Origin of the sequence: Paenibacillus agri (genome assembly GCF_013359945.1) — a bacterium.
GTDB classification, from domain to species: domain Bacteria; phylum Bacillota; class Bacilli; order Paenibacillales; family Paenibacillaceae; genus Paenibacillus_AQ; species Paenibacillus_AQ agri.
On record NZ_JABWCS010000215.1, the window covers coordinates 179,556 to 205,286 of the forward strand.

37 protein-coding genes are annotated in these 25,731 nt (G+C 48.9%); 30 read left to right on the forward strand and 7 right to left on the reverse strand.

Annotated elements, in window-relative coordinates:
- Nucleotides 1-48: 48 nt before the first annotated feature.
- Nucleotides 49-750, forward strand: a complete 702-nt coding sequence (gene lipB, locus HPT30_RS20045; protein WP_175373160.1) for a lipoyl(octanoyl) transferase LipB — start codon at nt 49-51, stop codon at nt 748-750.
- A gap of 85 nt (nt 751-835) precedes the next feature.
- Here lipB and prli42 read toward each other — a convergent pair whose 3' ends face one another.
- Nucleotides 836-937 carry a stressosome-associated protein Prli42 gene (prli42, locus tag HPT30_RS20050; RefSeq protein ID WP_139084594.1) on the reverse strand — a complete coding sequence of 34 codons (102 nt, stop codon included), beginning with the start codon at nt 935-937 and terminating at the stop codon, nt 836-838.
- 87 nt (nt 938-1,024) lie between these two features.
- Here prli42 and HPT30_RS20055 point away from each other — a divergent pair, with 87 nt between their 5' ends.
- The 4 genes from HPT30_RS20055 to spoIIM all read left to right on the forward strand — a co-directional run bounded on the left by HPT30_RS20055 (nt 1,025) and on the right by spoIIM (nt 5,608).
- Nucleotides 1,025-2,152 carry a M20/M25/M40 family metallo-hydrolase gene (locus HPT30_RS20055; RefSeq protein WP_175373095.1) on the forward strand — a complete coding sequence of 376 codons (1,128 nt, stop codon included), beginning with the start codon at nt 1,025-1,027 and terminating at the stop codon, nt 2,150-2,152.
- 965 nt (nt 2,153-3,117) lie between these two features.
- Nucleotides 3,118-3,690, forward strand: coding sequence for an NUDIX hydrolase (locus HPT30_RS20060; RefSeq protein ID WP_175373096.1), 573 nt, complete (start codon nt 3,118-3,120; stop codon nt 3,688-3,690).
- On the forward strand, nt 3,681-4,880 hold the full coding sequence (locus HPT30_RS20065) for an endonuclease Q family protein (RefSeq protein ID WP_175373097.1): 1,200 nt from the start codon (nt 3,681-3,683) through the stop codon (nt 4,878-4,880). Before HPT30_RS20060 ends, HPT30_RS20065 begins: the two co-directional genes overlap by 10 nt.
- Nucleotides 4,881-4,984: 104 nt before the next feature.
- On the forward strand, nt 4,985-5,608 hold the full coding sequence (gene spoIIM, locus HPT30_RS20070; protein WP_175373098.1) for a stage II sporulation protein M: 624 nt from the start codon (nt 4,985-4,987) through the stop codon (nt 5,606-5,608).
- An 85-nt stretch (nt 5,609-5,693) separates the two neighbouring features.
- Here the strand turns inward: spoIIM and HPT30_RS20075 are convergent, their stop codons facing one another.
- Together HPT30_RS20075 and HPT30_RS20080 are read right to left on the reverse strand one after the other, a co-directional pair.
- Nucleotides 5,694-6,896 (reverse strand): tyrosine-type recombinase/integrase, encoded by a 1,203-nt coding sequence (locus HPT30_RS20075; RefSeq protein WP_175373099.1) that lies wholly within the window; start codon nt 6,894-6,896, stop codon nt 5,694-5,696.
- Between the two features lie 30 nt (nt 6,897-6,926).
- A complete protein-coding gene (locus tag HPT30_RS20080) occupies nt 6,927-7,361 on the reverse strand; it encodes a hypothetical protein (protein ID WP_175373100.1) in 435 nt (144 codons plus the stop codon).
- A gap of 139 nt (nt 7,362-7,500) precedes the next feature.
- Between HPT30_RS20080 and HPT30_RS20085 the strand changes: the two genes are divergently transcribed.
- Nucleotides 7,501-7,833 (forward strand): LytTR family transcriptional regulator DNA-binding domain-containing protein, encoded by a 333-nt coding sequence (locus HPT30_RS20085; protein WP_175373101.1) that lies wholly within the window; start codon nt 7,501-7,503, stop codon nt 7,831-7,833.
- 188 nt (nt 7,834-8,021) lie between these two features.
- Here HPT30_RS20085 and HPT30_RS20090 read toward each other — a convergent pair whose 3' ends face one another.
- On the reverse strand, nt 8,022-8,267 hold the full coding sequence (locus HPT30_RS20090; protein WP_175373102.1) for a helix-turn-helix domain-containing protein: 246 nt from the start codon (nt 8,265-8,267) through the stop codon (nt 8,022-8,024).
- Between the two features lie 206 nt (nt 8,268-8,473).
- Complete coding sequence (locus HPT30_RS20095) at nt 8,474-8,872, reverse strand: helix-turn-helix domain-containing protein (protein WP_175373103.1); 399 nt, start codon at nt 8,870-8,872, stop codon at nt 8,474-8,476.
- 139 nt (nt 8,873-9,011) lie between these two features.
- Here HPT30_RS20095 and HPT30_RS20100 point away from each other — a divergent pair, with 139 nt between their 5' ends.
- The 19 genes from HPT30_RS20100 to HPT30_RS20190 all read left to right on the forward strand — a co-directional run bounded on the left by HPT30_RS20100 (nt 9,012) and on the right by HPT30_RS20190 (nt 21,258).
- Nucleotides 9,012-9,254, forward strand: a complete 243-nt coding sequence (locus tag HPT30_RS20100; RefSeq protein ID WP_175373104.1) for a helix-turn-helix transcriptional regulator — start codon at nt 9,012-9,014, stop codon at nt 9,252-9,254.
- A complete protein-coding gene (locus HPT30_RS20105) occupies nt 9,255-9,578 on the forward strand; it encodes a hypothetical protein (protein ID WP_175373105.1) in 324 nt (107 codons plus the stop codon).
- A 129-nt stretch (nt 9,579-9,707) separates the two neighbouring features.
- Nucleotides 9,708-10,223, forward strand: a complete 516-nt coding sequence (locus tag HPT30_RS20110) for an XRE family transcriptional regulator (RefSeq protein WP_175373106.1) — start codon at nt 9,708-9,710, stop codon at nt 10,221-10,223.
- A gap of 11 nt (nt 10,224-10,234) precedes the next feature.
- Nucleotides 10,235-10,528 (forward strand): hypothetical protein, encoded by a 294-nt coding sequence (locus HPT30_RS20115; RefSeq protein ID WP_175373107.1) that lies wholly within the window; start codon nt 10,235-10,237, stop codon nt 10,526-10,528.
- Entirely contained in the window at nt 10,525-10,785 is a 261-nt protein-coding gene (locus HPT30_RS20120) for a hypothetical protein (RefSeq protein ID WP_175373108.1), read from the forward strand. The genes HPT30_RS20115 and HPT30_RS20120 overlap by 4 nt, the downstream gene beginning before the upstream one ends.
- Before the next feature lie 433 nt (nt 10,786-11,218).
- Entirely contained in the window at nt 11,219-11,515 is a 297-nt protein-coding gene (locus HPT30_RS20125; protein ID WP_175373109.1) for a hypothetical protein, read from the forward strand.
- Nucleotides 11,478-13,556 (forward strand): AAA family ATPase, encoded by a 2,079-nt coding sequence (locus tag HPT30_RS20130; protein ID WP_175373110.1) that lies wholly within the window; start codon nt 11,478-11,480, stop codon nt 13,554-13,556. The genes HPT30_RS20125 and HPT30_RS20130 overlap by 38 nt, the downstream gene beginning before the upstream one ends.
- The gene (locus HPT30_RS20135) at nt 13,557-14,462 is read left to right on the forward strand and encodes a recombinase RecT (protein ID WP_175373111.1); all 906 of its coding nucleotides are present in this window, start codon (nt 13,557-13,559) and stop codon (nt 14,460-14,462) included.
- Complete coding sequence (locus tag HPT30_RS20140; RefSeq protein WP_175373112.1) at nt 14,462-15,169, forward strand: MBL fold metallo-hydrolase; 708 nt, start codon at nt 14,462-14,464, stop codon at nt 15,167-15,169. The genes HPT30_RS20135 and HPT30_RS20140 overlap by 1 nt, the downstream gene beginning before the upstream one ends.
- Nucleotides 15,166-15,360: a hypothetical protein gene (locus HPT30_RS20145; RefSeq protein ID WP_175373113.1), complete on the forward strand. Its 195-nt coding sequence runs from the start codon at nt 15,166-15,168 to the stop codon at nt 15,358-15,360. The genes HPT30_RS20140 and HPT30_RS20145 overlap by 4 nt, the downstream gene beginning before the upstream one ends.
- A 25-nt stretch (nt 15,361-15,385) precedes the next feature.
- Nucleotides 15,386-16,297: a hypothetical protein gene (locus HPT30_RS20150; protein ID WP_175373114.1), complete on the forward strand. Its 912-nt coding sequence runs from the start codon at nt 15,386-15,388 to the stop codon at nt 16,295-16,297.
- A complete protein-coding gene (locus tag HPT30_RS20155; RefSeq protein ID WP_175373115.1) occupies nt 16,275-16,619 on the forward strand; it encodes a replicative helicase loader/inhibitor in 345 nt (114 codons plus the stop codon). The genes HPT30_RS20150 and HPT30_RS20155 overlap by 23 nt, the downstream gene beginning before the upstream one ends.
- Nucleotides 16,612-18,021, forward strand: a complete 1,410-nt coding sequence (gene dnaB / locus HPT30_RS20160; RefSeq protein ID WP_175373116.1) for a replicative DNA helicase — start codon at nt 16,612-16,614, stop codon at nt 18,019-18,021. Before HPT30_RS20155 ends, dnaB begins: the two co-directional genes overlap by 8 nt.
- A 15-nt stretch (nt 18,022-18,036) precedes the next feature.
- On the forward strand, nt 18,037-18,195 hold the full coding sequence (locus HPT30_RS20165; protein ID WP_175373117.1) for a DUF6906 family protein: 159 nt from the start codon (nt 18,037-18,039) through the stop codon (nt 18,193-18,195).
- A complete protein-coding gene (locus tag HPT30_RS20170) occupies nt 18,195-18,383 on the forward strand; it encodes a hypothetical protein (RefSeq protein ID WP_175373118.1) in 189 nt (62 codons plus the stop codon). The genes HPT30_RS20165 and HPT30_RS20170 overlap by 1 nt, the downstream gene beginning before the upstream one ends.
- A gap of 140 nt (nt 18,384-18,523) precedes the next feature.
- Nucleotides 18,524-18,898, forward strand: coding sequence for a PDDEXK-like family protein (locus HPT30_RS20175; protein ID WP_175373119.1), 375 nt, complete (start codon nt 18,524-18,526; stop codon nt 18,896-18,898).
- A 9-nt stretch (nt 18,899-18,907) separates the two neighbouring features.
- Nucleotides 18,908-20,638, forward strand: a complete 1,731-nt coding sequence (locus HPT30_RS20180; RefSeq protein ID WP_175373120.1) for a DEAD/DEAH box helicase — start codon at nt 18,908-18,910, stop codon at nt 20,636-20,638.
- 29 nt (nt 20,639-20,667) lie between these two features.
- Nucleotides 20,668-20,808 carry a hypothetical protein gene (locus tag HPT30_RS20185; protein ID WP_175373121.1) on the forward strand — a complete coding sequence of 47 codons (141 nt, stop codon included), beginning with the start codon at nt 20,668-20,670 and terminating at the stop codon, nt 20,806-20,808.
- Between the two features lie 51 nt (nt 20,809-20,859).
- On the forward strand, nt 20,860-21,258 hold the full coding sequence (locus HPT30_RS20190) for a DUF5348 domain-containing protein (RefSeq protein ID WP_175373122.1): 399 nt from the start codon (nt 20,860-20,862) through the stop codon (nt 21,256-21,258).
- 32 nt (nt 21,259-21,290) lie between these two features.
- On the opposite strand, the gene HPT30_RS20195 is transcribed toward HPT30_RS20190, so the two are convergent.
- The gene (locus HPT30_RS20195; RefSeq protein WP_175373123.1) at nt 21,291-21,593 is read right to left on the reverse strand and encodes a hypothetical protein; all 303 of its coding nucleotides are present in this window, start codon (nt 21,591-21,593) and stop codon (nt 21,291-21,293) included.
- 70 nt (nt 21,594-21,663) lie between these two features.
- On the opposite strand from HPT30_RS20195, the gene HPT30_RS20200 reads away from it, so the two are divergent.
- Nucleotides 21,664-23,466: a DNA cytosine methyltransferase gene (locus HPT30_RS20200; protein WP_246317292.1), complete on the forward strand. Its 1,803-nt coding sequence runs from the start codon at nt 21,664-21,666 to the stop codon at nt 23,464-23,466.
- Between the two features lie 152 nt (nt 23,467-23,618).
- Here the strand turns inward: HPT30_RS20200 and HPT30_RS20205 are convergent, their stop codons facing one another.
- On the reverse strand, nt 23,619-23,801 hold the full coding sequence (locus HPT30_RS20205; protein ID WP_175373125.1) for a hypothetical protein: 183 nt from the start codon (nt 23,799-23,801) through the stop codon (nt 23,619-23,621).
- Nucleotides 23,802-24,111: 310 nt separating this feature from the next.
- On the opposite strand from HPT30_RS20205, the gene HPT30_RS20210 reads away from it, so the two are divergent.
- From HPT30_RS20210 to HPT30_RS20225, 4 genes are read left to right on the forward strand one after another with little or no spacing between them, the layout of a single operon-like run.
- Nucleotides 24,112-24,636 carry a hypothetical protein gene (locus tag HPT30_RS20210; protein WP_175373126.1) on the forward strand — a complete coding sequence of 175 codons (525 nt, stop codon included), beginning with the start codon at nt 24,112-24,114 and terminating at the stop codon, nt 24,634-24,636.
- A 21-nt stretch (nt 24,637-24,657) separates the two neighbouring features.
- Entirely contained in the window at nt 24,658-25,047 is a 390-nt protein-coding gene (locus HPT30_RS20215) for a hypothetical protein (RefSeq protein ID WP_175373127.1), read from the forward strand.
- A complete protein-coding gene (locus HPT30_RS20220; protein ID WP_175373128.1) occupies nt 25,044-25,502 on the forward strand; it encodes an ASCH domain-containing protein in 459 nt (152 codons plus the stop codon). Before HPT30_RS20215 ends, HPT30_RS20220 begins: the two co-directional genes overlap by 4 nt.
- Nucleotides 25,499-25,678, forward strand: a complete 180-nt coding sequence (locus HPT30_RS20225; RefSeq protein WP_175373129.1) for a hypothetical protein — start codon at nt 25,499-25,501, stop codon at nt 25,676-25,678. Before HPT30_RS20220 ends, HPT30_RS20225 begins: the two co-directional genes overlap by 4 nt.
- The last annotated feature ends 53 nt before the right edge of the window (nt 25,679-25,731 follow it).

The window sequence follows — 25,731 nt, forward strand, 5'->3', positions numbered from 1 at the left end:
ATCACAGGAAACAGAGACTCACTAAAGGGGACCTGACGCATGGAGAACTTGAATGAACACAGGCTGCGTATTTCCTATGCATCATTGATGGAATATGGTTCAGCCTGGGAGCTGCAGAAGGAGCTTGTGCAAGGGATTGATCGCGGAGAGCAGCCGGAGCAGTTGATCCTTTTGCAGCACCCGCCTACCTACACCATCGGATCGCAGAATCATCCTGAGCACCTTCTTCTGGACAGCGTACAGCTGCAGGAACAAGGAATCGCTTTGTTTGAAATCGACCGTGGCGGGGATATTACATATCATGGTCCTGGACAACTGGTCGGTTATCCGCTGTTGAAGCTGGGGGAACAGGGCAGAGTAGATCTTCATGGTTATTTGCGCACTTTGGAGGCGGTAATTATTGATTATCTTGCCTCCCATGGCATTGTGGGCAGCCGCAAGCCGGAATATACAGGAGTATGGGTAGGCGATGAAAAGATTTGCGCAATCGGTGTGAAGTTTAATAAAAGCAAGCACCGCAGGGGCTTTATTACCAGCCATGGCTTTGCTTTTAACATTTCTGCCGGCATTGCCCGTCAAGGCTTTCAGGGCATTGTTCCATGCGGCATTACGGAGTACGGGGTAACCTCCTTGGAGGAATGCGTTGGCCGCGTAATGGAAGTTGAGGAAGTTGCACAGTCGATAATTCCTTATTTTCTGCAGCATTTTCCTTTTGATAGTGAAGCCATGTCGTCCTGGAATGAACTTTAAGTGTGATGGGTCCGGGAAAATGGCAAGTCCAAATAGCGGCCGGGAGAACCCTGGCCGCTATTATTATCGTTGCCTGTGCAGGAAATTAGCCGGCAAGGAAGGGCTCGATGACAACCAGCAAGGTGGATGCGATCATAGCGATCAGCATAACGTAGATAATGATGCGGAACCATTTTTGACGTTGCATGAGTGACTCCTTTTGAATTAGTTTAAGTTATGAACATATCACAATTACAAACTATTGTAACGTATCCGTGAAAGAGAGGGAAGTCCAGTGATTGTACAGGACCGATTGATTGAGGAATTTATGGAGCTTGTCCGTGTGGACAGCGAGACGGGAAATGAACGGGAAATCGCCGATGTGTTGACGAGCAAGTTCAAAGCACTGGGTCTGGAGGTTGTCGAAGATGATTCCCAAGAGCGGACAGGACATGGAGCAGGCAATTTGTTTGTAACGTGGCCTGCAGTGCAAGGGGTTACGGCGCCTAAGCTGCTGTTTACCTGCCACATGGACACAGTGGTGCCGGGCAAAGGAATTAAGCCAACCCTGCATGAAGACGGCTGGATTACAAGTGACGGAAGCACGATTCTGGGTGCTGATGATAAAGCCGGATTAGCAGCACTTTTTGAAGCGATCCGGGTAATCCAAGAGCAAGGTCTGCCGCATGGCCAGATTCAGTTCGTTATCACAGCTGGTGAGGAGTCCGGCCTGTTGGGTGCTCGAGCTATGGATCCTAAGCATCTGGATGCTGAGATTGGCTTTGCATTGGACTCCAATGGTGAAGTTGGCGCCATTGCGGTGTCTGCACCGACTCAGGCGAGAATTACAATGCAAATCTACGGGAAGTCGGCGCATGCCGGGGTCAATCCGGAGGATGGCATCAGCGCTATTCAGGTGGCGAGTAAAGCGATCTCGGCGATGAAGCTGGGCCGAATTGACAGCGAAACTACTGCCAACATCGGCAAATTCGCGGGCGGTGGCCCGACGAATGTTGTTTGTGACCATGTACAGCTCGATGCGGAAGCTCGCAGTATTGTGCAGGAGAAGGTGGACCGGCAGATCGAATCCATGCGCGAAGCGCTGGAGACAACCGTTCGTGAACACGGCGCAGAATGTGAATTCCGCAGCGAAGTGATCTATCCGGCGTTCAGCTTCAACCAGCATGATCCTGTTGTGCAGCTTGCGGACCGTGCGATCATCTCGCTTGGTCTGACGACCCGCCTATTCGCTTCCGGCGGTGGCAGCGATGCCAACGTGTTCAATGGTCTGAAGGTGCCGACAGTCAATCTTGCCATTGGTTACGAGCATATTCACACAACCCAAGAGCGGATCAAGGCTGCGGATATCGCTAAAGCCGCCGAACTGGTGGTTGCGATCATTCAGGAAAACATTAAGGGATAGGCTGACCGCAGCTTCCCCTCTACACTTAACCAAAAGAGCTGTTATCTAACCGGCATTGTGCCAGTTCAGATGACAGCTCTTTTTTCAAGAGAACAAGGGGATGGAAAAACTGCATGGGTAATGTGCAAATGTAAGGTAGGTGAGGGATACATGAAGAGGTGAAGTAGATGTTCGAGTTACATGAAGAAGTGAAGTAGCTGCGAATCACTTAAAGAAGTGAAGTAAATGCGGATTACTTGGAAAGTTGAGTCACTGGGTAGCATTCGTAGGTGGGGAGAGCTACATGTCAAGTGGAATAACTGGAAAAAGTCCCGCTAATTCCTGCGGAATCGTTACATTACAAAAAATAACAGGACTCACTCCTGTTATTTCAGACTTAAGCCTAGTTTGTTAGTTGAAACCTCTGGAATAGCAGGAGCTTTTCCCGTTAATTAGCTCCTAATGAGAAAATTGAGTTAAATTAACGGGAAGAATTCCAGTTACGTGTCTCTATAGCTGCCCATGTGCTACCCATGTGCTGCCAATGTGCTGTCCGTGAGCTATCCATGTGCTGCCCATGTGCTATCTAGATGTTTTCCATGTGCCATAGGTGTTGTTGTTTATTACTTTTACTTTGCGGATTATTTGAAGGTAGTTTGAAGTTGATTTAAAAAGTTAATTTTTGAAGTTATTTATAAGAAGTCCATTTAGCATTCTGATAAATTAAGAGGTTATTTACCCAGCCTTGGGCGTGTGGACCCGCGCTTCGTCATGGAGGGAGAGGACGTAAGCCAGCGGCATATCCCTCCCGTACCTCTCGATCCATTCGGCCAGCATGGCCTTAATTTGCGCTGGTGACCCTGCCATCATGACGGCGGCTGAGCTTGTACGGCTGAAGAACTTGTTCATTGTCCGTTACCTTCTTTCCTGATAAGTTTGCTATAATACACCGTATGCAGAACAGAGACAAAGGAGACCAGAATGTGATGGAAAATCAAAAAAGACACAGCAATCCGGCCCTGGATGAAGTAACCTTGTCCACTCAGCCGATTTTTGACGGGAAGATTATTACCCTGCAGGTGGATACGGTCCAACTGCCGGATGGAAATACTGCGACCCGTGAGGTCGTGAAGCATCCTGGCGCTGTTGCGGTGCTGGCACTGAACAATAACAAGCTACTGGTGGTGGAACAGTACCGGCAGCCGATGCTTCGGACCGAGGTCGAGATTCCGGCAGGCAAGCTGGACCCGGGCGAAGATCCACTGACGGCGGCGCACCGGGAGTTACAAGAAGAGACAGGCTTTCATAGCGGCGATCTGAAGCATCTGAAGTCGTTCTACACTTCACCCGGCTTTGCCGACGAAATCATTCATTTGTATGTCACAGAGAATGCTCAGGTTGGAGAGATGGCTTTGGATGAGGATGAGTTTCTGGAGGTATCTGAGCTGACATTGGAGGAAGCGTATCAATATATTGCGGACGGGCGTATTGCCGACGCTAAAACGATGATGGCCGTGTACACCTGGCATCTGTATACGCTGACCGGACAATGGCACTAACACCGGAACTAAAGACCTATTATGGTGACCTGCATGTCCATATCGGGAGGACTTCGGAAGGTCAGCCTGTCAAAATCAGCGGTAGCCGCAACCTCACATTTGCGAATATTGCCAAGGAGGCCGCTGAACGCAAGGGCATCGAGCTGATCGGAATCATCGATTGCCACTCTCCGGGTGTGCAGCGTGACATCCGGAGTGCACTGGACTCGGGCGAGATGACGGAGGCCGAAGGTGGAGGCATTGCTTACCGCGGGACGACCATCCTGCTGGGTTCAGAGATCGAAATTCGTGAGCCGGGGCGAAAAGAGTGCCATGTCCTGGCCTTTATGCCAGACATAGAGACCATGGCGGATTTTAGCCACTGGATGAGCCATCACATGACCAATGTGAATCTCAGCTCCCAGCGTTTGTATGCACCGGCACAGGTGCTGCAGGACGAGATTTACGAACGGGGCGGAATCTTGATTCCGGCCCATATTTTTACACCGCACAAAGGATTATATGGATGCTCTGCCGAGCGGATGACAGACATTTTCGATTTGGAGCGCATTGCGGCCGTGGAGCTGGGGCTGAGCGCGGACTCGGAGATGGCTGGTTATCTATCGGAGCTAGACCCGTACACCTTTCTGACCAACTCTGACGCTCACTCTCTGGGCAAAATCGGCCGGGAGTATAACGCACTGGAGCTGGCCAATCCCTCGTTTGCAGAGCTGCGTCTGGCCTTGGAACGGAAGGATGGGCGAAGAGTGAGCGCCAATTATGGGCTTAACCCGCGGCTCGGTAAGTACCACCGGACGTACTGCGGCGGCTGCGGCAGCATCATTGATGAAGCCTATGCCACCTCAGAGCGCTGTCCTTACTGCGGGAGTCTCAAACTGGTGAAAGGTGTGCTGGATCGAGTTATGGACATTGCCGACCGCCAGACACCGCAGGTGCCAGAATATCGGCCGCCGTACCATTATCAGGTGCCGCTTGAATTTATTCCGGGGCTTGGCAAAGCCAAGATGAAGCTGCTGCTGGACGCGTTCGGGACGGAGATGAATATTTTGCATGCCGCCCGGGAGGACGAGATCGCCGCAGTGGCGGGGACTGATTTGGCGTCAAGCATTGTCGCTGCCCGCTCGGGTACACTTGCATTGTCAGCAGGTGGCGGAGGAACCTACGGCAAGGTCGTCCGGGAAGGCAAGTAGTTTAGGTACGCTGGAACCCCGAGCCCACCACAGCTTAAGGACAAGTCATAGAAGTGGATGTTGTCTCATATGGTGTAACATACACCAGAAAGGAGCACATCCCGATGCGTAATTTAAGGCTGATGATGAAGGAGCAGACGCCTCTTTATATTTTTGTCGCCGTACTGTTTCTAGTGGGGGTGGTCTTCGGCGCTCTGATTGTGAGTGCGCTGACCATGGACCAGCAGCAGGAACTGGGTGACTATCTGGGGAACTTCTTTGTCACCGTAGACCAGCAAGGGCTACCGGGCGCACAGGAGTCGTTCTGGAATATCGCTGCCCTACATCTCAAGTGGGTGGGTCTGATCTGGATTCTGGGCTTGTCCGTCATCGGTCTGCCGGGCATTCTCATTCTTGATTTTCTCAAAGGAGTGCTGATTGGTTTCACTGTAGGCTGTCTGGTCAGTCAATACTCCTGGCATGGTCTATTGTTCGCGCTGGTCTCGGTGGCTCCGCACAACTTGGTGCTGATCCCGGTCCTGTTGGTAACCAGTGCCGCTGCGATTGCCTTCTCCCTTCTGATGATCCGGAGCAGAGTGCTAGGCCGGACCCGAACGCCGGTTACCCGTCCTTTTGCCATGTACACCTTGCTGTCCTTAGGTATGGCCCTGCTGATTCTAGGCGTAGCTTCCTTTGAGACTTGGGTCACTCCTGTGATGATGCGCTGGGTCACTCCAATGCTGGTGTGAAGATGCCTGAAATCATTGGTGTTAGTGGGTTTATAGGATGGTCTACCGATCTAAAAATCACGTAAAAATCACATTTCTTGCAGAATCACTCCGGGTTCAATATTTTACCGAAGTGTATCTTGATTCTTTGATTAGCATTTTCTCTCATGAGATTTGTGACATGTGTATACACTTTCAACGTCGTCTTTGCATCATCGTGACCTACACGGCGCATAATTACAGTAAGATCGACTCCTGCTTCGGCCAGCATACTTACGTGAGTATGCCGGAAGATGTGAGGGGTCGCTTTTTTTGTTATAGAAGTTCTTTTGAGCAAACGATCCATACGTAAAAGCAATGTTTTTTGAGTGATTGGTCGGCCATTAGGACGAGTGAATATGAAATTATTCTTGTGGAAATCACTATTCAATTTTTGATATCGTTCATTACGCAGCTTCTGTACTTCTTTTAAATTACGCAACTTTTCAATGATAACGTCATCGAGATCGAACGTCCGAATAGAACCTTCGGTTTTAGGTGGTGTGATTTCAACTTCGCCACCAGATCGATCGGGAACGTATAATGTCTTTGTGACTCGTATTTCGTTGGTTTTAAAATTTATATCGGGCCAAGTCAGAGCACATAATTCTCCTGGTCTCAATCCTGAATAAGTCAATAGATAGAACACTTCTTCGTCATTATCCAGCCCCCGTGTTTCAACCGCTGCTAGAAATTCTTGTAATTCTGTACGTTCTAGATATTTTTCTCTGACTACATCTCGCTCAATATCTTCCACGGTTAATTTTTTCTTAGGCATCTTTGCACCTTTAGCGGGGTTGTCCGAGCGCAAGCGATTCAATATAGACCATTCAAAAACCATACTCGCTGTGATATGTATGTTACGTATGTATGCCTCAGCATAGCCTTCATCAAAAAGCGAATACAGAATCTTTTGATATTGTGTTGGAGTAATCGTTTCAACTGATTGCTTATCAATATGTCGCAACAACACTAATAACGACTTTGATCTTGAACGAATCGTACTGTTCTTGACCTGGCGTTTAGAATAATCCTCCATCCAACCTTCTGTTGCTTCTCGGAAGGATGTGCGCTTGGCCTTCTTTAAATCAATACCAGAATGCAGGATGTTAACGGCTTCTTGCGCAGCATCAATAGCTTCCTGTTTTGTATCCCGTACTCGAGGGATTTGACGACGTTCACCAGTGACTGGATCTGGAGGTCCCTCCATCACACAACGCCATTTGTAGCCTTGTTTGTTTTTTGCAGGTATCTTTTTTATGCTGGCCACGAGAATCGTCCTCCTAAAGTCGTTTGTTTTTTATGATTCTTTCAATTGCCTTTCGAGTTTTCTTTCTAACCTCGCCAACCTCCCTGAATACCCTCCTTTAGTTCCATCGGTCAGTTCATACTCAAGTGCAGCATTGCAGATGTCTATGGCTTCATAAAACCGATTCTTATTCTCGTAGAACATAACCAGGGTTTTAAATGATGGGATAGAAGGAAGAATGCCGTATGTAGGGTTGCGTTCGTGCCAGGCTACCTTGAATGTCGGGAACAGTTCAATATCCTTCATGCAGACCGCTACGAGCTTCTCAGCTGCATCAGGTTGGATAAGATGCATAGAGTAGAGCTTGATGAAGTTGTTATAAGCGAAGTGCACCTCAAAAGGTTTGTCCTCAACCAGTTTGAGGTGTTCCATAAAAAAATCCTCAGTAGCCCTGTAATTAAGCCACAGATTCATATAGTCAGACATTCAATCCCTCCTGGTGACTGTAATATTTTATGTAATGATAGCTAGTCGATTTTTGTCGTATTATATTTTGTAATCATCCAAGTTCAATCCACGCACTACATACAGAGTGCGACAACATCCAGAATCGGCAGGTGCGTTCATGATAAGACGAATGAAGAGGCTACAAATCAAGAAGAAGGATGCTTTCGAATGCAGAGACATTGATCTCAAAGATGTGAATTATATAGATAAGTGGCAACGTACAAGCAATTCGCATACCGCGCTTGCCTACCATACGAGTGATGGCTCATTCCAAGACCCAGATATCTTGGCTGAAGCAGCTGAAGCCTATAAGGATCTGGGTTTTGTGTTAATAGGGAGGACTGCACTGGTACAAGAGTCTAAGATCGATAAGATTCAGGCTATCGAAAATAATGGATCTCTAATAACATTCAAGGACGGTACCGAAGTATATGTGATGAAGCAAATATAATAGTGAAAGTCAACCCCTTCAATGGTGTTTAGGGGGTGCTTTCGTTCGTCCTTTTTCGACAACGTTTTCCATGTTTATGTGATATTGTATGTACTACCAGAAGGGATTGCGTATTCAGGTGGACAGTAAAAAACATAAAGTACGCACTGGAGTGTACTTATTCCTTACGAGCAGCCTAAGCCACTCTGCTATCGCCACTCCATTACATAAAGATCGTCAACCTGGCAATCAAGATAATAAGCAATCAGATGGGCCTTCTGGAGCCTCATGTTCTTCCTGCGAAGGTTGATGTAGTCAGAAAGTTGCTGTTTGCTCATATCAATGTTATCAGCCAGCCATTGTTGATTGATCTTAATCGGACTTGTCGGCGGCTCCATATTGGCGCGCCGAACAAGCAGCTCTGGAATGCGACAGCGCACGGGAACAAGTTCCATCGCCCTGCCACCTTATTATACTATTTTTCTGGAACATTTACGAACATTAGTTCGTATGTTAATATAATGAAATCATAAGCCTCTGAAATGGAAGGTGCAAAAAATGGATCAAGAATTCCTAGAGAAAATGTCAAACTTCAAGCAGTTGTCATCCGTTGATCCTAAGGAAATCTATGCTTTCATTAATGAAAAGATAAATCAATCAATTATTTTTGAGAGTTGCGATGAACAATTTTAATCATGTCCTCTAATGTTTCAGCGTCCTGGGGGTTAGTTAAATCAAGGTTGTACTTTTTAACAAGCTCCCTTAATACATATTCTGTTCGTTCCCTCGTTAGTTTCCCATCTGCAGATTCATTGTTAGTTTCTTCGTCTGAGTCTTCACGCCTATCTCTTTGCCGAATATCTGTGTTACCCATTAAAAAATCAATAGATTCCCCAAAAAAGGCGCTCAATGACAACAGTCGATCCCGCCGTGGAATAGAATCTGAAGCTTCCAGGCGTCTTATAGAAGAAGCTGGAATATCTAACTGATCTGCTAGTTGTTCTTGAGTTAGGCCCCTTTCTAATCGGAGTTCTTTTAAGCGTTCTTTGAACAAAACCATACGATCACCACCTGTTTCAATAATAACTTAGGATGTTCGCAAAATAAACGTTCATAAAACGAACTAATAGTGTTGACAAGATCGTTTTACGAACATATACTATGTATATAAAGTTCGACAAACGAGCAGATGAGAGGTGATGAAATTGAACTTTAAGCGAATCGTTCTGATTGAAGCTAGGAATAGAAAAGGATGGACTCAGGAAGAACTCGCCTCGGGTGTTGGAATATCTAGAGCTTACTTAGCAAATATAGAACGTGGTGAATATGTTCCTTCTTTAAAAGTAGCTCAATCACTTTCAAAAAAACTTGGAGTGAGCATAGACAAACTTTTTTTTAATGATAACGCTCGAAAAACGAACAGTGATAAGGAGGTGATCTAATTGGCAGTAATCGTCATGGAAGAAGCTGATCTTGAACGCCTGCTTGATAAAGTTGTATCTCGAGCTATCGAAGCATACGCCGTGCAAGTTCCTTCGTCTTTACCACCAGTTCTTAGCAGAACTCAATTCATGGAACTGCTGGACATCAGCGCTCCGAAAGCCTCGGAGGTCATGAAGCGCCCGGATTTCCCAGTAAACCGCGAGTTCGGTAATCCGCGAATCCCAACAGGCTTGCTGCTTCGCTGGATCGACTCGCATACCGATTGGGTTGAACAGAACGCAGGTGAAGAATTTAAAGTCAGACGTAATTATGCAACAGGATAAAACAAACCCGCCGAGCTGTACCGGCAGCGGCGGGCAGGGAATGCGGCAAGGGGAATTGCTTAAGACAATCATACAACAGGCTCCTGTCCGATAAAACCCGCAAAACCGGACAAAGGAGATGATTAAAAGTTGGCAATCGGACAATTCGGACTAGCATTAGAACAAGCGTTAAAACGCTCAGGCGATACCAGGGAGAAGGCAGGGCTAATCGTTCATGCTGATGCTTCCTTGGTAGGGAAAATCGCTAAAGGAACTCGGAAGCCATCACATCCTGTCATGAAAGCCGCAGCTGAGCATTACGATGATGGACAATTGTTCCTCGCAGCGGCGGCAGAAGTGACCGGAGGGGCGTTTGCCCCATGGCTGGACAACGTAGACCTACATAGAGCAAGTGTTCTTCTCAAATCGTTAGAAGAGATTCAAGAGGTGCGTGATGCCTCCGGCATAGCGCCAATCAGTAAAACGAATGAACAGATCAATGAAACCGAGCGTCAGCAGATCAAACTGCTTTTGATGGAGACGGTAGAGGCGATTACAGCACTGACGCATTTGGCGGCGGCTATCTGTAAGGAATACTCATTCAGTTGGCTGTCGACCTGGAAGGAACACCGCGCTGAACTGAAACTCAAAAATTACATGAAATGAGGGTTGCTGAAATGATAACACTCGAAGATTTGGAACAAGAAGCACGTTTCGTGGCAAAGAATGCTAAACACAATCTCAAGCTAGTTAAACAGCAGGCTGCAGTTATTGATCCGGCAAAGCTGGAGAGCAACATCAAGTGGCTCGAAATGATGATCGATCTGCATCAAAGAGATCTGGCAGCAGCAAAAGAACAAATGAAAAAAGCCCGCCTGGCAGGGCGGACCTCGTTGAGAACCCGTTTAAAGTATCTCGTTGCGTCCATTTTACGTGAAGATCGCAGCAAAGGCAAGGGGGAAGCGGTGTGACGGAGCAGGATAAGGCTGAGTTTGCCGCCGCACTTGCGGAATTGTACGTCAAGCGTCGTCAGGAATGGTGGTCCGCTATTGATAGGGTTCAGAAGATCAGAGCTGCTATCAAGGAATACAGTCAAGCGTTCCTCCTGCAGCAGGATCGGATCAAACAGATTGCTACTGCAAAGTGGGATCAGTTGGTTGAAGTCATCGATCTTCTGCCGGCTGATATAAAAGCAGCAACTATGCAGGAAGTAGCAAGGATTGAATGAGCAGAGGCTTCGGCCCCTGTCTCCAAGCGTCGACCCTTAGAAATAACCTTTCCTCCGGGTTGGCGTTTGGAGATGCGGCTGACGCATCCAAGGTGGTGGCGGAATAGGTAGACGCTAACGTCTCACGGAGAGGGAATAGGTATGCAATAACAACTCCGAAACGAGGCATCCACGGATACCAAATTCGTTGGCTAGAAGGTAGTGGGGATAAAGTTATCTCGTTGATTCCCATGAAGGTCGATTCCCTAAGTGGACGGCGCTAAGAGCACGGCATATCATGCGAGGTGCAAATCCTTGCCCACCTTGATCAACAAAAAAGCGACCCCTCGCACGGGCCGCCTCGCTCTTTGAAAACTGAATAGCATTAAAGCTTTATCACTTGCCTTTATCTTACACGATGAAGGCCAAACGACACAAGAGGGAGGGAATAGGAATGTCAACAGCTTTTTCTGCTCATATCAGCGGGAAGCCTATCGAAGTTGAAATCGTGCCTCCTACGAATTACGCACCGCCGGTTCTTTCTATCCGGCAGCAATCTGGGACCTTTCAGTTGCATGCTGACCCGGATCAATTAGCTGAAGTCGAATATGCCATTCGGACTTATCTGGAAGGCATTCGTTACCCAGAAACACCCGATCAACAAATGATCTTACATGCTGAATGCAATGCAGCAATTGAGGAGGGGATAATGCTTGAAACGTATCGTGTTGGAGCGCCTGACGCTCCGTAATTTCAAAGGGGTTAAAGAACTTGTCCTCGCTGTTAACGGCGGGGACGCTGATGTCTATGGTGACAACGCCACTGGCAAAACAACCGTCTTCGACGGTTTTGTCTGGCTCTTGTTTGGTAAAGACAGTCAGAACAAGGCAGACTTCGAAATCAAGGGACTGGATGGTGCCGGTAAAGTCCTGCAACACAAGCTGGAACATGAAGTCGAGGGTGTTTTTCTAATTGATGGCCGCCGCCGAACCTTCCGCCGGGTCTTCTCTGAGAAATGGACGAAGAAGCGCGGTGCCGCAACAGACGCTTTCGAAGGACATGAGACGAATTACTTCATTGATGGCGTTCCAGTAAAAAAGGGAGAGTACACCGCTGAAGTGGATTCCCTCATTAAAGAAGATCTCTTCAAACTCCTGACTTCGCCTTCTTACTTCAATGAACAATTGAAGAAGGAGGATCGCCGGAAGACGTTGCTGGAAGTGTGCGGTGATCTGACGGATGCTGAGGTGATTCACGGTAATAAGGAGCTTGCATCGCTACCGGGCATCCTCAGCGGGCGTGACCTTGATTCCCATAAGAAGGTGATCTCATCCCGCTGCAGCGTGATCAATAAAGAGATCAAGGAGCTGCCGGTACGGATCAGTGAAGTTCAGCGCCAAATGCCGGATGTTGCTGAACTGGATGAAGAGCTTCTTAAGGAAGACATCGCCATCCTGCGCAGCCGAGTTGAGTCGTGTGAAGCTGAACTGTCCCGTATCCTCTCTGGTGGAGAAGTTGCGGTACAGGAGAAGCGGCTGAGGGAGATCGAAGGAGAGCTTATCTCCATTAAGAGCCGCATGCACTCGGATGTTCTGGATAAGTTGGCTCTCAAGCGAGATGAAGTAAACCGGATGCACATTGAAGTCAATCGGTACCGTCGTGAGATTGAGGATAAGCAGCAGCGCATTCAGCACAATGAGAGGCTGGCAGCGGGGCGTCAGCAAGAAGCGGATCGACTACGGACGGAGTTTGCTGAACTGAAGGGTCTCGTCTTCGAACATCCGGAAGGTCATGATTCTCACTGCTCAGCCTGCGGACAGTCATTACCTGAAGACCAGGTAAAGGCAGCTCACGATAAGGCAGAGGCTGACTTTAACCGTAGGCTCGCTGAACGGAAGGAGCGTATCAATGCTTCTGGTAAAGCAGCCGTGGCAGAGGCTCTGAAGTTTGAGCAAGAGATCGTCCGGTTTCAGGGAGACATTGAGAACCTGAAGAGTGCTTTGCAGTTGCTTCAAGTAGAATTATCGGCTGCTGAGGCTGAACTGACTGATCTGAGAGCAGGCGTTAAAGACCCTGCAGATGATCCAGCCTATGCCAGTAAGCAAGCCGAGGCAGTTGCAGTACAGCAGCAGATCAGAGAGCTTAAAGCTTCATCTGACGATGCTGCAGCAGCTGTTCGGAAAAGTATTCTCTTTCAACGTTCTGAAATCGCGGGAATGGAAAGCGACCTTGCCAAGTTTGATGGTATCCGTCGTGCAGAGCTCAGGGTTACTGAGCTGGAGAATCAGGAGCGGGACCTCGCAGCTGAATACGAACGGCTGCAACATGAATTGTTCCTCTGCGAGGAGTTCACCAAGACTAAAGTCAGCATGCTGGATGCCAAGATCAACAGTAAATTCAAGCTTGCTAGATTCCGCCTCTTCGAAGAACAGATCAATGGCGGAATCAAGGAAGTCTGCGACACACTCTATAAGGGCGTTCCATATGACGGCGGGCTGAACAACGCGGCTCGGATTAATGTAGGCCTGGACATCATCAATACACTAGGTGAGCATTACGGCTTCTCGGCTCCTATTTTTATTGACAACGCAGAGGGAGTTACAAAATTGGTCAAAACAGAGGGACAGATGATCCAATTGATAGTTCCTCCATCTTTTGAAAAGCTGCCTGATGAAGTGCAAGCACATTTAGTTTCAACACATGGTAGTGAGGATAACGCCAAGAAGAACTGGATCAAACGAAACAGTACATTGCGCGTAGAAACGGCTCAGCAGATACAGGAGGCGATTTAATTGAGTACAACTAATCAGGTGGCAATTATTCAAAAGGACATCACTGATGATGTTAATCGTAGCCTTACACGGTTGCAGGATGACGGGTTGATCTTGCCTTTGAATTACAACGCCAGCAATGCGCTTAAAAGCGCCTTCTTCAAGCTCCAGGAGGTACAGGATAAGAATGGCAAACCTGCGCTGGAGGTGTGCTCGCGGGAATCCGTAGCAAATGCACTGCTAGATATGGTTGTACAAGGTTTAAGCCCAGCCAAGACACAATGTTACTTCATCGTGTACGGCAGCAAGCTTCAGCTTAATCGCTCTTATTTCGGGACACAAGCTGTGCTTAAACGTCTGTCCAACGTCAAGGATATCTGGGCAAACGTGATTTACAAGGGCGATGTATTTGAGTATGAAGTAGCTGGCGGGCGCGAAAAATTGGTCAAACACGAAACCAGTTTTGAGAATCGGGATAATGAAATTCTAGGCGTCTACGCTGTGGTGAAAACGCTCGAGGATGAAGAAATCCTTACCGTCATGACTAAAAAGGAAGTCGACGCTTCCTGGAGTCAGAGTAAAACAAGTCAATCCGTCCATAAAAAATTCCCGCAAGAAATGGCAAAGCGGACTGTTATAAACCGTGCGGCCAAGGCTTACATCAACACCAGTGACGACAGCGACTTGCTGGTCGATGCTATTAATCGGTCAACAGAAAACGAGTATGACGACCGTATCGATGTGACGCCAGAAGAAGTCAAAGCAGAGATCGCAGAGCATGCGAACAGAGAAGTCATTGATGTCAAACCAGATGTTACTCTGTCGTCATCAAAACAACAGCCGGTATCAAGTACAAAGAAACCTGTTGATGATCCTCACGGTTTCGCTGGAGATGTTCCACCTGTTGAGCAAGAGTTGGATTTCTAATGATAGATATCCAATGCCTCGGCTCCAGCAGCGCCGGTAATGCCTATCGAATCTCAGATGGGCATACCGTACTCCTGCTGGAAGCCGGCTTTCCTTATAAGTCGATACAGCGGGCTCTTAACTTCCGAATGTCGGACATTGCTGGATGCCTCATCACACATGAGCATTTGGATCATAGCAAGGCTGCTCCTGACATCATGCGAGCAGGCATCAACATTTACACCAGTGCAGGTACGGCAACTGCCAGAGGGCTGTCAGGTCATCGCCTGAAGGTGATTAAGGCGCTGGAGCAATTCACGATTGGCACCTGGATGATTATGCCGTTTGATATTCAACACGATGTAGAGGAGCCTCTGGGCTTCCTGCTTGCCAATACGTCAGGCGATAAGCTAGTCTTCCTGACTGATACCTACTACTGCCGGCATCGGTTCAGAGACTTGACTCACATCATGGTGGAGTGCAATTACTCATTGGATATCGTTAATGATCGTGTTGCTTCGGGCCATCTACATCCTGCCCAGAAGAAGCGTCTGCTTCGTTCTCACTTCGGGTTAGAGCATGTGAAAGACTTCTTGAAAGCCAATGATACCCGGAATGTCGAAGAGATTTGGCTGCTGCACTTGTCGGATGGCAACAGCGATGCTGAACGCTTCAAACGGGAGATACAAGAGACTACAGGTGCATTGGTGCGGGTAGCAGATCGATGAACGGACCGATGGGGGAACGTATTTGGACCAGCAGCATCGCTGAGCATATCTGGGAGCTGAGAGCCTCTGACCCAGAGGCGTTCAAGATGAGAGTTAAAGAGTACTTTGCTCGCGGGCATCCTGGCTTTACAGTGATCCGGGCGAAGTACCCGCACATTTACATTCAGGACGATAGAGCAAGCAATAAATAATGGCTGCTGCGGGAGGGGGGAGTGCATGACGGAGTCAGCCAGAGAACCAACAATGGCCGGCCTCCTTAACCAGTATGAAGCGATAGGCGGGCCAGAGGAATATGGTCCCGAAGGTATAGCTATCATGGTTGCCTTATGGCGAAAATCGAGCAAGTTAGGTTGGAGAAAGGCATTCCAGATGACGAACACAGAGCTTACACTTCAGACCGGAATTAAGAGCCGGGATACGTTAAATACACATCGAAGTAAACTCGTCAAAGCCGGGTTAATTGGCTACTCTCCCCCACCGCGGGGGAGTTCGAAAGGAGATTATCAGGTACGCTTTGATCTAATTGTTGTCGGAGAAGTGGTCCGAAAACCGGACAGCTTTTCTGAAGTATCCGAAAAAGTGGTCCAAAATCCGGACCACTTTAACCAAGTTGTCGGCGAACCTGTCCGAAAATTGGACCACTTTCCCGACACTGTATTAAAAGATCTTATTACTACTACTACTCCTACTACTGCCGCGGGCAGTGATTGGATTGAGCCAGAGGTTGATCCTGAGGCAAACGGAATGATCGCTATTTTAAACGCTTATTGCAAATTGAATCGCAAGCTAGACTTCCATGTTAAACCAAAAGAGCGCGATGCCATGGGTCGGATGGTCGCCGGGGGGATGCCGGTACCCTTTACCATCTCAACTATGGAGAGCCTGCTACAGGCCAAGCGCGAAAGAGAAGGTAATGATTTTGAGTACCCAACAAGCTTTTTTTATTACGACAAGGCAATAAACGAAGCCTGGCGTAACTCCCAAACTACCAACCCGCCGATGGAAGGAGTCGCCCCGGGAGAAGCACCAGGTCCTCAAACTAAGAAGACAAGGCAACAGCAGGAAATTGATGATCTGGACCGCTGGATCAGAGAGGAGGAAGCACGTGAACAAGCTAGAAGTCGCTAAGCTCTACAAGGAAATCAAGAAGCGCTATGCGAATTTCGACGCCAGCCTTCAGGCGGTGGAAGAGGATCTGGGGATGCTTCACGATATTCCCTATGATGTCGCTTATTCCAATGTCCGGCAACACATCATGACCAGTGATTTCCCTCCGAAAATCTCGCAGATTCGCGGCCGGCTTGGAGAGCAAATTGAGCGGGAGCGCATGAAGGAAGCGACGACTCAGCATTTCCAAAACCTTGATGCATGGAGTACAGCGAGTAAGCCGCCACCAGCAGGTTATTGGGATGATGTAAGGCGGAAAATCAGGGGTGAAGCAAATGCTTAATCGTGAAGAGATGCTTGAGCAGATGGGCATTCAGACTCCAGTTGATTTGGAGGCTGAGCAGGCGGTACTCGGTGCAGCTCTTCTGGACCAGACTGCTTACGATGCAGTTGCTGACATCCTTCAAGGCGGGGAATTCAGTGACAAAAGCCATGCCCGCATATTTCGGGCAATGCGCAAGCTCAATGATGCTGAGCTGCCGATCGATATGGTCAGCTTAACCTCACACCTCAAGGATAGTGAAGAGCTTGAAAAAGTGGGTGGAGTCAGTTATCTAGCACGGATGGCTGGAGCTGTTCCAACCGTTGCGAATGCCGGATATTACGCCGAGCGGGTGCAGGAAATGTTCCTTCGACGACAAGCCATAGACACTGCAATGGACCTCTTGCGAAATGCTGGTGAGGAACAGGACGTGAAAGGTTTCATCTCGATGGCGGAACACGCTGTTTCGAAGTTATCCGATCAGTCGGTTCCAGTTCGAGAGTTTGCCACCATGAAGGACGTGCTGATGCAGGTCTGGGAAGATGCTGAGCAGCGGTACAGCGTGCGGGAAACGTCACGTGGAATCACCGGCATCCGATCTGGGTTTGATGACCTCGACAAGATGACATCTGGCTTCCAGCGCAATGATCTGATCATCGTGGCTGCCCGGCCTTCCGTTGGTAAAACCGCCTTTGCTCTGAATATAGCCCAGAATGTTGCGGTCCGCGCCAAAGAGACGGTTGCCGTATTCAGTCTTGAAATGTCCAACGCTCAGCTCGTGCAGCGCATGGTCTGTGCTGAAGGTAATATCGATGCCAGCCGGATGCGGACTGGACACTTCGAAGGTGAAGACTGGCAAAGGATGTCCGAGGCTATGGGGTATCTGGCCGAAGCAGACATCTATATCGACGATACTCCTGGCATCACCGTCAACGAGATTCGTTCCAAGTGTCGGCGGCTCAAGAAGGAGAAAGGCCTTGGCATGATCGTCATCGACTACCTGCAGCTCATTCAGGGTAGAGGGCAGCGGGGAGTGAGCCGGCAGGAAGAGGTATCTCAGATCAGCCGGACGTTGAAGCAGCTTGCGCGGGAACTTGAAGTGCCGGTAATTGCACTGTCACAGCTCAGTCGGGGTGTAGAACAACGTCAGGACAAACGGCCAATGATGAGTGACCTTCGGGAGTCCGGTTCCATTGAGCAGGATGCTGATATCGTTGCCTTCTTGTACCGCGATGATTACTACAATCAGGACACGGAGAAAAAGAACATCATCGAGATCATCATCTCCAAGCAGAGAAACGGCCCAGTGGGCACGGTGGAGCTAGTGTTCCTGAAACAATTCAACAAATTTGTTAACTACGAGCGTTCGCAACATGATGCTGCAGCGCCTCCGGATGACATGGATAAACGCAAATGGGCTTAAGAAAGGGGAATTGCGATGAAGCAGGGGAAGCGGCCGACACGTCGGCAGAAGCAAGAAATTAAAGCGGCAGGCTTAGTTATGGATAACTGGCTAGTTGAGCGGGATACGCACACTCAGTTAGTACTGATTAATCGGTACTCTAACAAACTGCGAACGATCCGCCGGGGTGCCTGATGGGTCGGAGAAACTACTGGCATGTATACAATTACATGCGTCGCAAGTTGATAGACAACGGGAAGCAACCAGAACGACCGGAGCTGCTGAATGAATTCATCGATCTGGATCCGGATGAAGTGGACGAAGGGATAGCAGAGTTCGAGGTGGCATACGGACGGAGAAATGAGGCGGTCAGCCATGGGTAGGTTCGATCCGTTCTTCCAGCAACGACTATATTACCCCGTGTTTGATAAGCGTGGCCGGGTAGCCGGTATCGTGTACGTGCTCAACTCTGGCATGCTGCCTCAAGCAGAAGGAAATTCCAGACGTAGAGGAGGGAGAAGACGTGACAGACAACGGAATCGAAAAAGTCATTGAAGCTGTCCGTACCATCCGGATTGGCGTCGTGGCAGAGGAATTTGAAATCCACCGGGCGATTGCCGCAGCTCTCAACAAGGCTGGCATCGACTATCATCATGAACACAAGCTCGGACCGAGGTGCCGCATCGACTTCCTGACTTCATCCGGTATCGGTATTGAGGTCAAGAAGGGAAAGCCGTATTCGGTGGCTGTCGAGAAGCAGCTCGAGCGTTACGCTCGGTTTGATGCTGTGAAGGGCATTATCCTCGTTATTGAGCGATATCAGGACGTACCGGCGGAAGTAGCAGGCAAGCCATGCCGATCACTAGGATTACGAAAACTTTGGGGCATTGCCTTGTAGGAGGGGCTTATGGGCGTACCACAATTTTTACACGCTTTAGACAACGATCCACTGATGACATTCGGGACACTCGAATTTGACGCCAAGAAGAATGAGTGGGTTATGAAAGGTGATCAAGCGGCAGTTATGGCCGCTAAACGGATGTTTCCCGGAGCCAAAGGACGCGGCAAGACAGTGCGCTGGCCTCGAAGTAAAAGAACGGATGGCGACTTGAACTGGTTTATGATGCGGTACCCGCTAGAGATCAAGGCCAAGACTCAGTCCATCTGGGAAAATGCGGTCGAGAAGGCTCGAGAACATACGATCAAGCGGCTGACGGTCATCAAGAACCCAGTGCAACTGCAGCCAGAGCCATCGATCTTCAACGGCGAACTGCGGACCTTCCAGCAGGAGGGAGCCGGATTCCTGATCAATTCGGCGCCGACGCTATTGGCTGACGACATGGGACTTGGCAAGACGGTACAGGCGCTGGCATGGGTGGCACACCTTGGACGCTACCCCGGCATCATCATCGTACCGACATCAGTGCAAAGGCAATGGGAGCAGCAGATCAAACGATTTATTCAGCCAATAGCTACTGAGGGCTCATTGTTACCAGAAATGAACGTCCACATCATTAAAGGCCTCAAGCCATACAAACTACCGCAAGCTCACTTCTATATTATCCACTACGGACTGCTGCGAGCGTGGGGCAGGCAACTGGCGGAGATGGAGTTACAGTTCGCCGTGTTCGACGAGGCTCAGGAGCTTCGGCACAGTGGCACTGAGAAGTACAGCAACGCTTCGATCTTGGCGCAGAGTATTGCTGACGGAAATGTCATCGCATTGTCCGGTACGCCGATCTACAACACTGGTTCTGAGATGTGGAACATCATGAATATTCTCGATTTCCAGTGCCTCGGGGATTTTGAAAGCTTCTCGAAGGAATGGTGCGCAGGCTACGGTGAGAAGATCGTCAAGGATCCGGAAGCGCTCGGTTCTTACCTCCGGCGAGAAGGGCTGATGTTGCGGAGGTCCAAGACTGAGGTCCTGAGCGAGTTGCCTTCGAAACACCGGGTTGTGCAAGCGATCGACAGCGATGATATCAGCAGCGGATCGATGGGCGAGATCATGGATATGATTGCCGACTACGACGCCGCACAAGGCTTCGAGCGTGGCCGTCTTAAAACGGAGATCGGGCGTAGGCTTCGGCAGGAGACGGGCAGAGCCAAAGCTCCATATGTGGCTGAGTTCGCTAAGATGCTTCTGGATGCCGGTGAAGCGATCATCCTGTACGGATATCACCATGGTGTGTATGACATCTGGCGGCAGAAGCTCAAGCAATACAATCCTGTATTCATCACCGGGGAAGAGACATCTAGTGAGAAGGAGCGGTCTAAGGAAGCGTTCATCAGAGGAAAGACCAATCTCATTATCATTTCTCTCCGGGCTGCTGCTGGTATCGATGGACTGCAGCATCGCGCAAACGTCACTCTCTTCGGCGAACTGGATTGGTCTCCTGGCATCCATAGTCAATGCGAAGACCGGGTCCACCGTATGGGACAGGAGGCCAGCGTGCTGATTTACTACCTCGTATCGTCGGGCGGTAGCGACGAGCAGATGCTTGAGGCGCTCGGCCTTAAGACAGCTCAGATTAAAGGGATCATGGGTGAACAGGGCGAGACGGAAGACGAGCGTATGCTGGACCAGACGCAGATTGGGGAGCACTTGGACCAGATAATCGAGCGGCTTAAACGATGATTCTGGTTTGTCTGGAGTGCGGCGGGGACATGGAAGAGATCGAAACAGATGCATTCCGTTGTTCCCACTGCAAATGGGAAGCTGAACAGGTAAGTATAGACGAATTCGAAGCGGCTAAAAGCAATGGACAAGTCACAAAAGAAGCGAGTATCAAGGCCATGATTGTATAAAACGGGAGGGATATATATGAAAAGGAACAAATTAAGGCGGCGTTGGCCAATTTGGAGCCACAGCTGAAGCGCGTATCGAAATTGATTCATGATGCGGAGAACGAGGGCATCTATAGCAGCGAAGATCCGGAAGAACTGTATCTGCGGAACATGTTTTACAGAGTCGGTGAAGATCTGGATAAAGCACGGCGGTATATCCGCCAGGTTTCAGCACGCATCTCTTCAGAAGGAACAATTAGTAAACTGCCAGATGGACGGTATGGAAATGAGAGGGCTTATTATACTTCTGGATCGTCAATTGAATTCTTGTTCAGAGATCCTGACGGAGATGATCGCTGGATTTACTCCAGTGTAGAGCATAATGGCGTGGATTATTACATTGTTGTCAAACCAGAACTCTCACTTGATGGTCTGCGGGTCCGTGTTAAGGATCTTCCTTTCTGGGACTAATTCAAAGAACGGATGGAGTAAATCCCATCCGTTCAATCTTCAGTAAGTTTCAATTCTATAAGTTGCTTACAATTAGGACACTTTTTTTCTAAGGTAAAGGTCTTCTTATTATTAATCTCAAGAAGAGATACCAGTTGTACTAAAATCCCTGGCAGTGAAACAAGCCCCATAATTAAGGTGATCGCATTAATAGTGGCAGTGTTTACCAAAATTGTTTTGTCGGTAAGAGCACCGAACATCAAGATCCCTAGAAAGGCTACAAGTGCAACAATTGAAAAGATGAAAACTAGAAAATATACAACTTTAATCCAACGCCATATTTTTTTGAGCGTCATTTTATCACCCCAATCTATTATACGGAAACTATGGAAATAGATTCAACAAGAAATGAAAGGCCGTGATGACTTGGTCCTATTAAATAATATCCAATATAAAACAGCCGCCTTCCTCTTTGCTGGTATTGGCGGGGCTACGGCTGGAGCAATGAGATCAACGGTCGAATATGGCGGCAAAGTATATAAGTTCAAAGTGCTGTGTTCGATCGACAACGATCCGGTTGCCTGTCGGAATCATGATTTGATCTGCGGAGAGAAAACGTCCGTTGTCATGGATCTGTTCCAGCGTTGGCAGTATGAAGCCTGGCACGGCCATGAGCCACCAGAAGGTTGGAGAGAAACAACACCATGGGATATCTGGCTGGCATTTAAGGAACAGGTGCCATTCTTCCTATTTCTCTCGCCACCTTGTAAGGGACTCAGTGGGCTGTTGCCGTCTGATAAGGCAGCTTCAGCTCAGTATCAGGCGCTCAATTTTTTGACAGTTCATGGGCTTGAGATGGCCCTGCGGGCTTGCCTAGAATACGGCGGTGCCATCCCAGCAGTCATTCAATTGGAGAACGTGCCGAGGATCACCAGCCGGGGCAAGCCTTTATTGAAGCAGATTCTAAAGATGCTCAAGAAATTCGGATACGAGGTAAGTATCCGTTCTGATCACAACTTGGGTAGCATTGGCGGTCTTGGGCAAAACCGAGTCCGTTTTCTCCTTAAAGCCCGCGATCCGAAGCAGATTCCAAATGTGATTTATTACCCTGAGCATAAACCATTAAGAAGCATTGGAGATGTGATCGGAACACTGCCGTCCCCCGGAGATGTTGTAGCAGGCGGACCACTGCACAGACTTCCCCGGCTTCAGTGGAAGACTTGGATGCGGCTGGCCCTTATCTCCGCCGGCGGAGATTGGCGAGATCTGAACAAGGTCGATTGGCAGAACCTACGCGTTGTTCATGAGCCTCGACGCGGAGCTTACGAGGTGGCGGATTGGAATGAGCCTAGTAGGGCAGTGACAAGCACAGCGGGACCCGGCAGGAGCAACGGGGTAACGGCCGTTTCGGATCCTCGCCTACAGATCAACGGCGAAGGAAAGACAAATATCCTGCGGATACAGTCCGTAGATGAACCTTCCTCCTGTGTAACTGGTGCTGCCGGTCCGCACCAAGGTGGAGCCAGTATTGCTGACCCTGCACTGAAAGAACGTCCCGGCCGTCATCCGGCAGCATACCGGGTAGTACGTGCAGATGAGGTGGCGCCATGTGTGACAGGTACTCGATTTGGCAGCGGTGCTATTGCTGTTGCTGATCCAAGTGTTCCGGAACGCCCAGGGAGATATACCGATCAGTATCGGGTGCAGTTGACGGGTGGACCAGCGGCAACGGTAACGGGTTCCACGGATGTACAGAATGGGGCGCAACTAATTGCAGATCCTTCATTAAAATGTGCTCCACGTGCAGATAGCTACGGTGTCCAAGACTGGAACCAGCCAGCCAAGACAGTGATTGGTAGCGCCGATATCCATGCGGCTGCCGCAGCGGTAGCTGATCCACGGATCCCGGCAGACAACGAACAGGGGGTTTGGGTGATCATCGCCCAAGATGGTACTTGGCACCGTCCGCTTACCACTTATGAGCTTGCCATGCTACAGAACTTCCCAACGCATTTGCCGGACGGCAGACCATTCCAGCTCGAGGGATGCAGTGACGCTAAGGCCCGGGAATACATCGGTAATGCTGTTCCTCCGGCAGCTGAAGAGGAGATGGGAAACGTCATTCTGATGGCAGCAGCGGAAGCAGAGGCGGGGATATCCTTCCAACTTAGTTGGAACTCGGTTTGGGTGGTACCAGAGGATGAACGCCAGCCGGTAGTGTTGCAATAATTAAGCCTGTGATTGGTATTTGCACCGCTAAGGCCTTAGCTCATCCGGTCTACCGCATTAATGGCACTGATAGCCTGGACCACCTGTACCTGTACCGTTAGGACAGCCGCCTTAGGCGTCAAGGTGGTGGACGAGGAAGGGGGAAGTTCATTTTAACCCCACCCGTTCAGTAGCATAAGCGAATGTAACTTATGAGCTAATTTATGCTCAAGTTTTGGGTCATCTGCAATTAATAGCTTAGCGATAAGCCATTCAATATACAGATCGGTGTATTCCGGGAACTCCACGATAAAGGCATAGAAGTAGCGGCGAGAAAGATTGTTCGATTGATTCATTTGAGGTAACCTCCGGGATTTTTATTTGCCATTTTGGCTTGGTTTCTTTATACGAGAAATTAATAGATTTCTTAAATAAGACCAAGAAAAATATTGATTTACCGTTCTTCACACTAACTATCGTTTTATGGGGCAAAATTGATGCGATTTTTTTGGGAAGGAGAAAAATTTATGTTCAGATTGTTGGATGCAGTAGATTACCACCTCTATGTACTTCAACGATATACTCCTGACTCTCGCACAGTTTTTCATACAAAAAATTTAGAAAACAATCGAGCATCTTTATTTTAGACCCAAGGAGGGAACAGACATGAACCACTGGTTTTATATCACACCTGAAGAGTACGAGCAGGCTGCAGCAATAGGAATTGATTCCGAAAACTTGAATCGCCGTGTCCGGCTATTGGGCTGGGATAAATCAAGGGCCCTGACTACTCCCCTCGGCATAAAGACAAATCGGAACCATTGGTCTGAAATGGCGAGTCAAAACGGAATTGGATATTACACTTTCATGAATCGCATAAACAACCTGGGTTGGGATGAAGAGAAAGCAGCCACCACACCTTTACAGGATCGGAAAACTGCGGCAGCTCATGCTACTGAAAAGGGGAGAAAGTTCCCTGTAGAACTCCTTCGACTGGCTGAACAGAACGGCATTGCTTACCACACAATGCGCGCCAGAATCAATAAAGGGTGGGATCCGCAAGAAGCAGCGACCATGGCGGTTGGCTCTCACAGCGATGCTGGGAAGCTCGGGAAAGCTGCTGTCATTGATAAATATGGGGACTGGAATAGGTTCTCTTTCAAAGATCATATAACAACTACTCGAGCATAACCCCTATAAGGAGAGATAAGCATGAGCGATCAAACAAAAGGCCTTTATAACAAATACCAGATCATTAATCGGGAAACAGGACAGGAGGCAGATGGTCAGTTTTTCGTTCTCAAGCCTGCTACTGATCCAGCAGCTCGTGCAGCTCTGGTGACATACGCTGAGGCAACGAGCAATGAGCAGTTGGGGATTGATATTTTGAACTGGGTATCCAGCCTACCGAAGCTAGCGAAATGCGACTGGTGCGACACTGACGTAAAGGGAGAGACAGAATTGACGCATCCTCATATGTTTGACATGGCAATTGGAGGGCGGATGTGTCGTAACTGCTGGGAGCATGACCGCGAGGTGTACAAGGGTTCATATGGCGAGGATATCGGGGAGTTCAAGCCAATCAAGGGGGTGCAAGCATGAAAGCCATAACCATTATACAGCCCTGGGCGACACTGATCGCTGTTGGGGAGAAGCAGTTTGAAACACGCAGTTGGTCCACGAAGCACCGCGGCGAGCTGGCAATTCACGCGGGGATGAAGATCGATAAGGATGCCTGCCAAGAGTCGGAGATCCGCGCAGCACTGGAGCGACACGGATACACGGTAGATAACCTTCCTACTGGAGCTGTGGTGGCAACATGTGATTTAGCGAATGTTTATCCAATCACTCATCACTTTGAATATTCAGGTGAGGCTGCTTCAATAAACGCCGAAGGAGTAATTGAGGAAATATTCGAGGGTAAGGAGTACGCTTTTGGATGGTATGAGGTAGGTCGCTACGCATGGGGACTGCATGCGGTACGCCGGCTGCCGGAGCCAGTTTCAGCGAAAGGACAGCAGGGATTGTGGAATTGGGAAGGGGTAAACGAATCATGACAGTAGATTATTCCAAAGTCACAAATGTTGAGTGGACCCCTGAGCAGTTGGCAGAACACCTTCGGCGGATTGGAGCAGATAAAGTTCCAGCCAAGCCAAAGACTAATACAAGTATTACGGCTCCACAGCAACATCAGGGCAGCAGCCATTATTCTCGCCGTGGCGGGGAGTGGTAATAGACATGCAAAGACCCCCATATCCTTGGCCGGGGCGGGGGTCAATGTAGCAA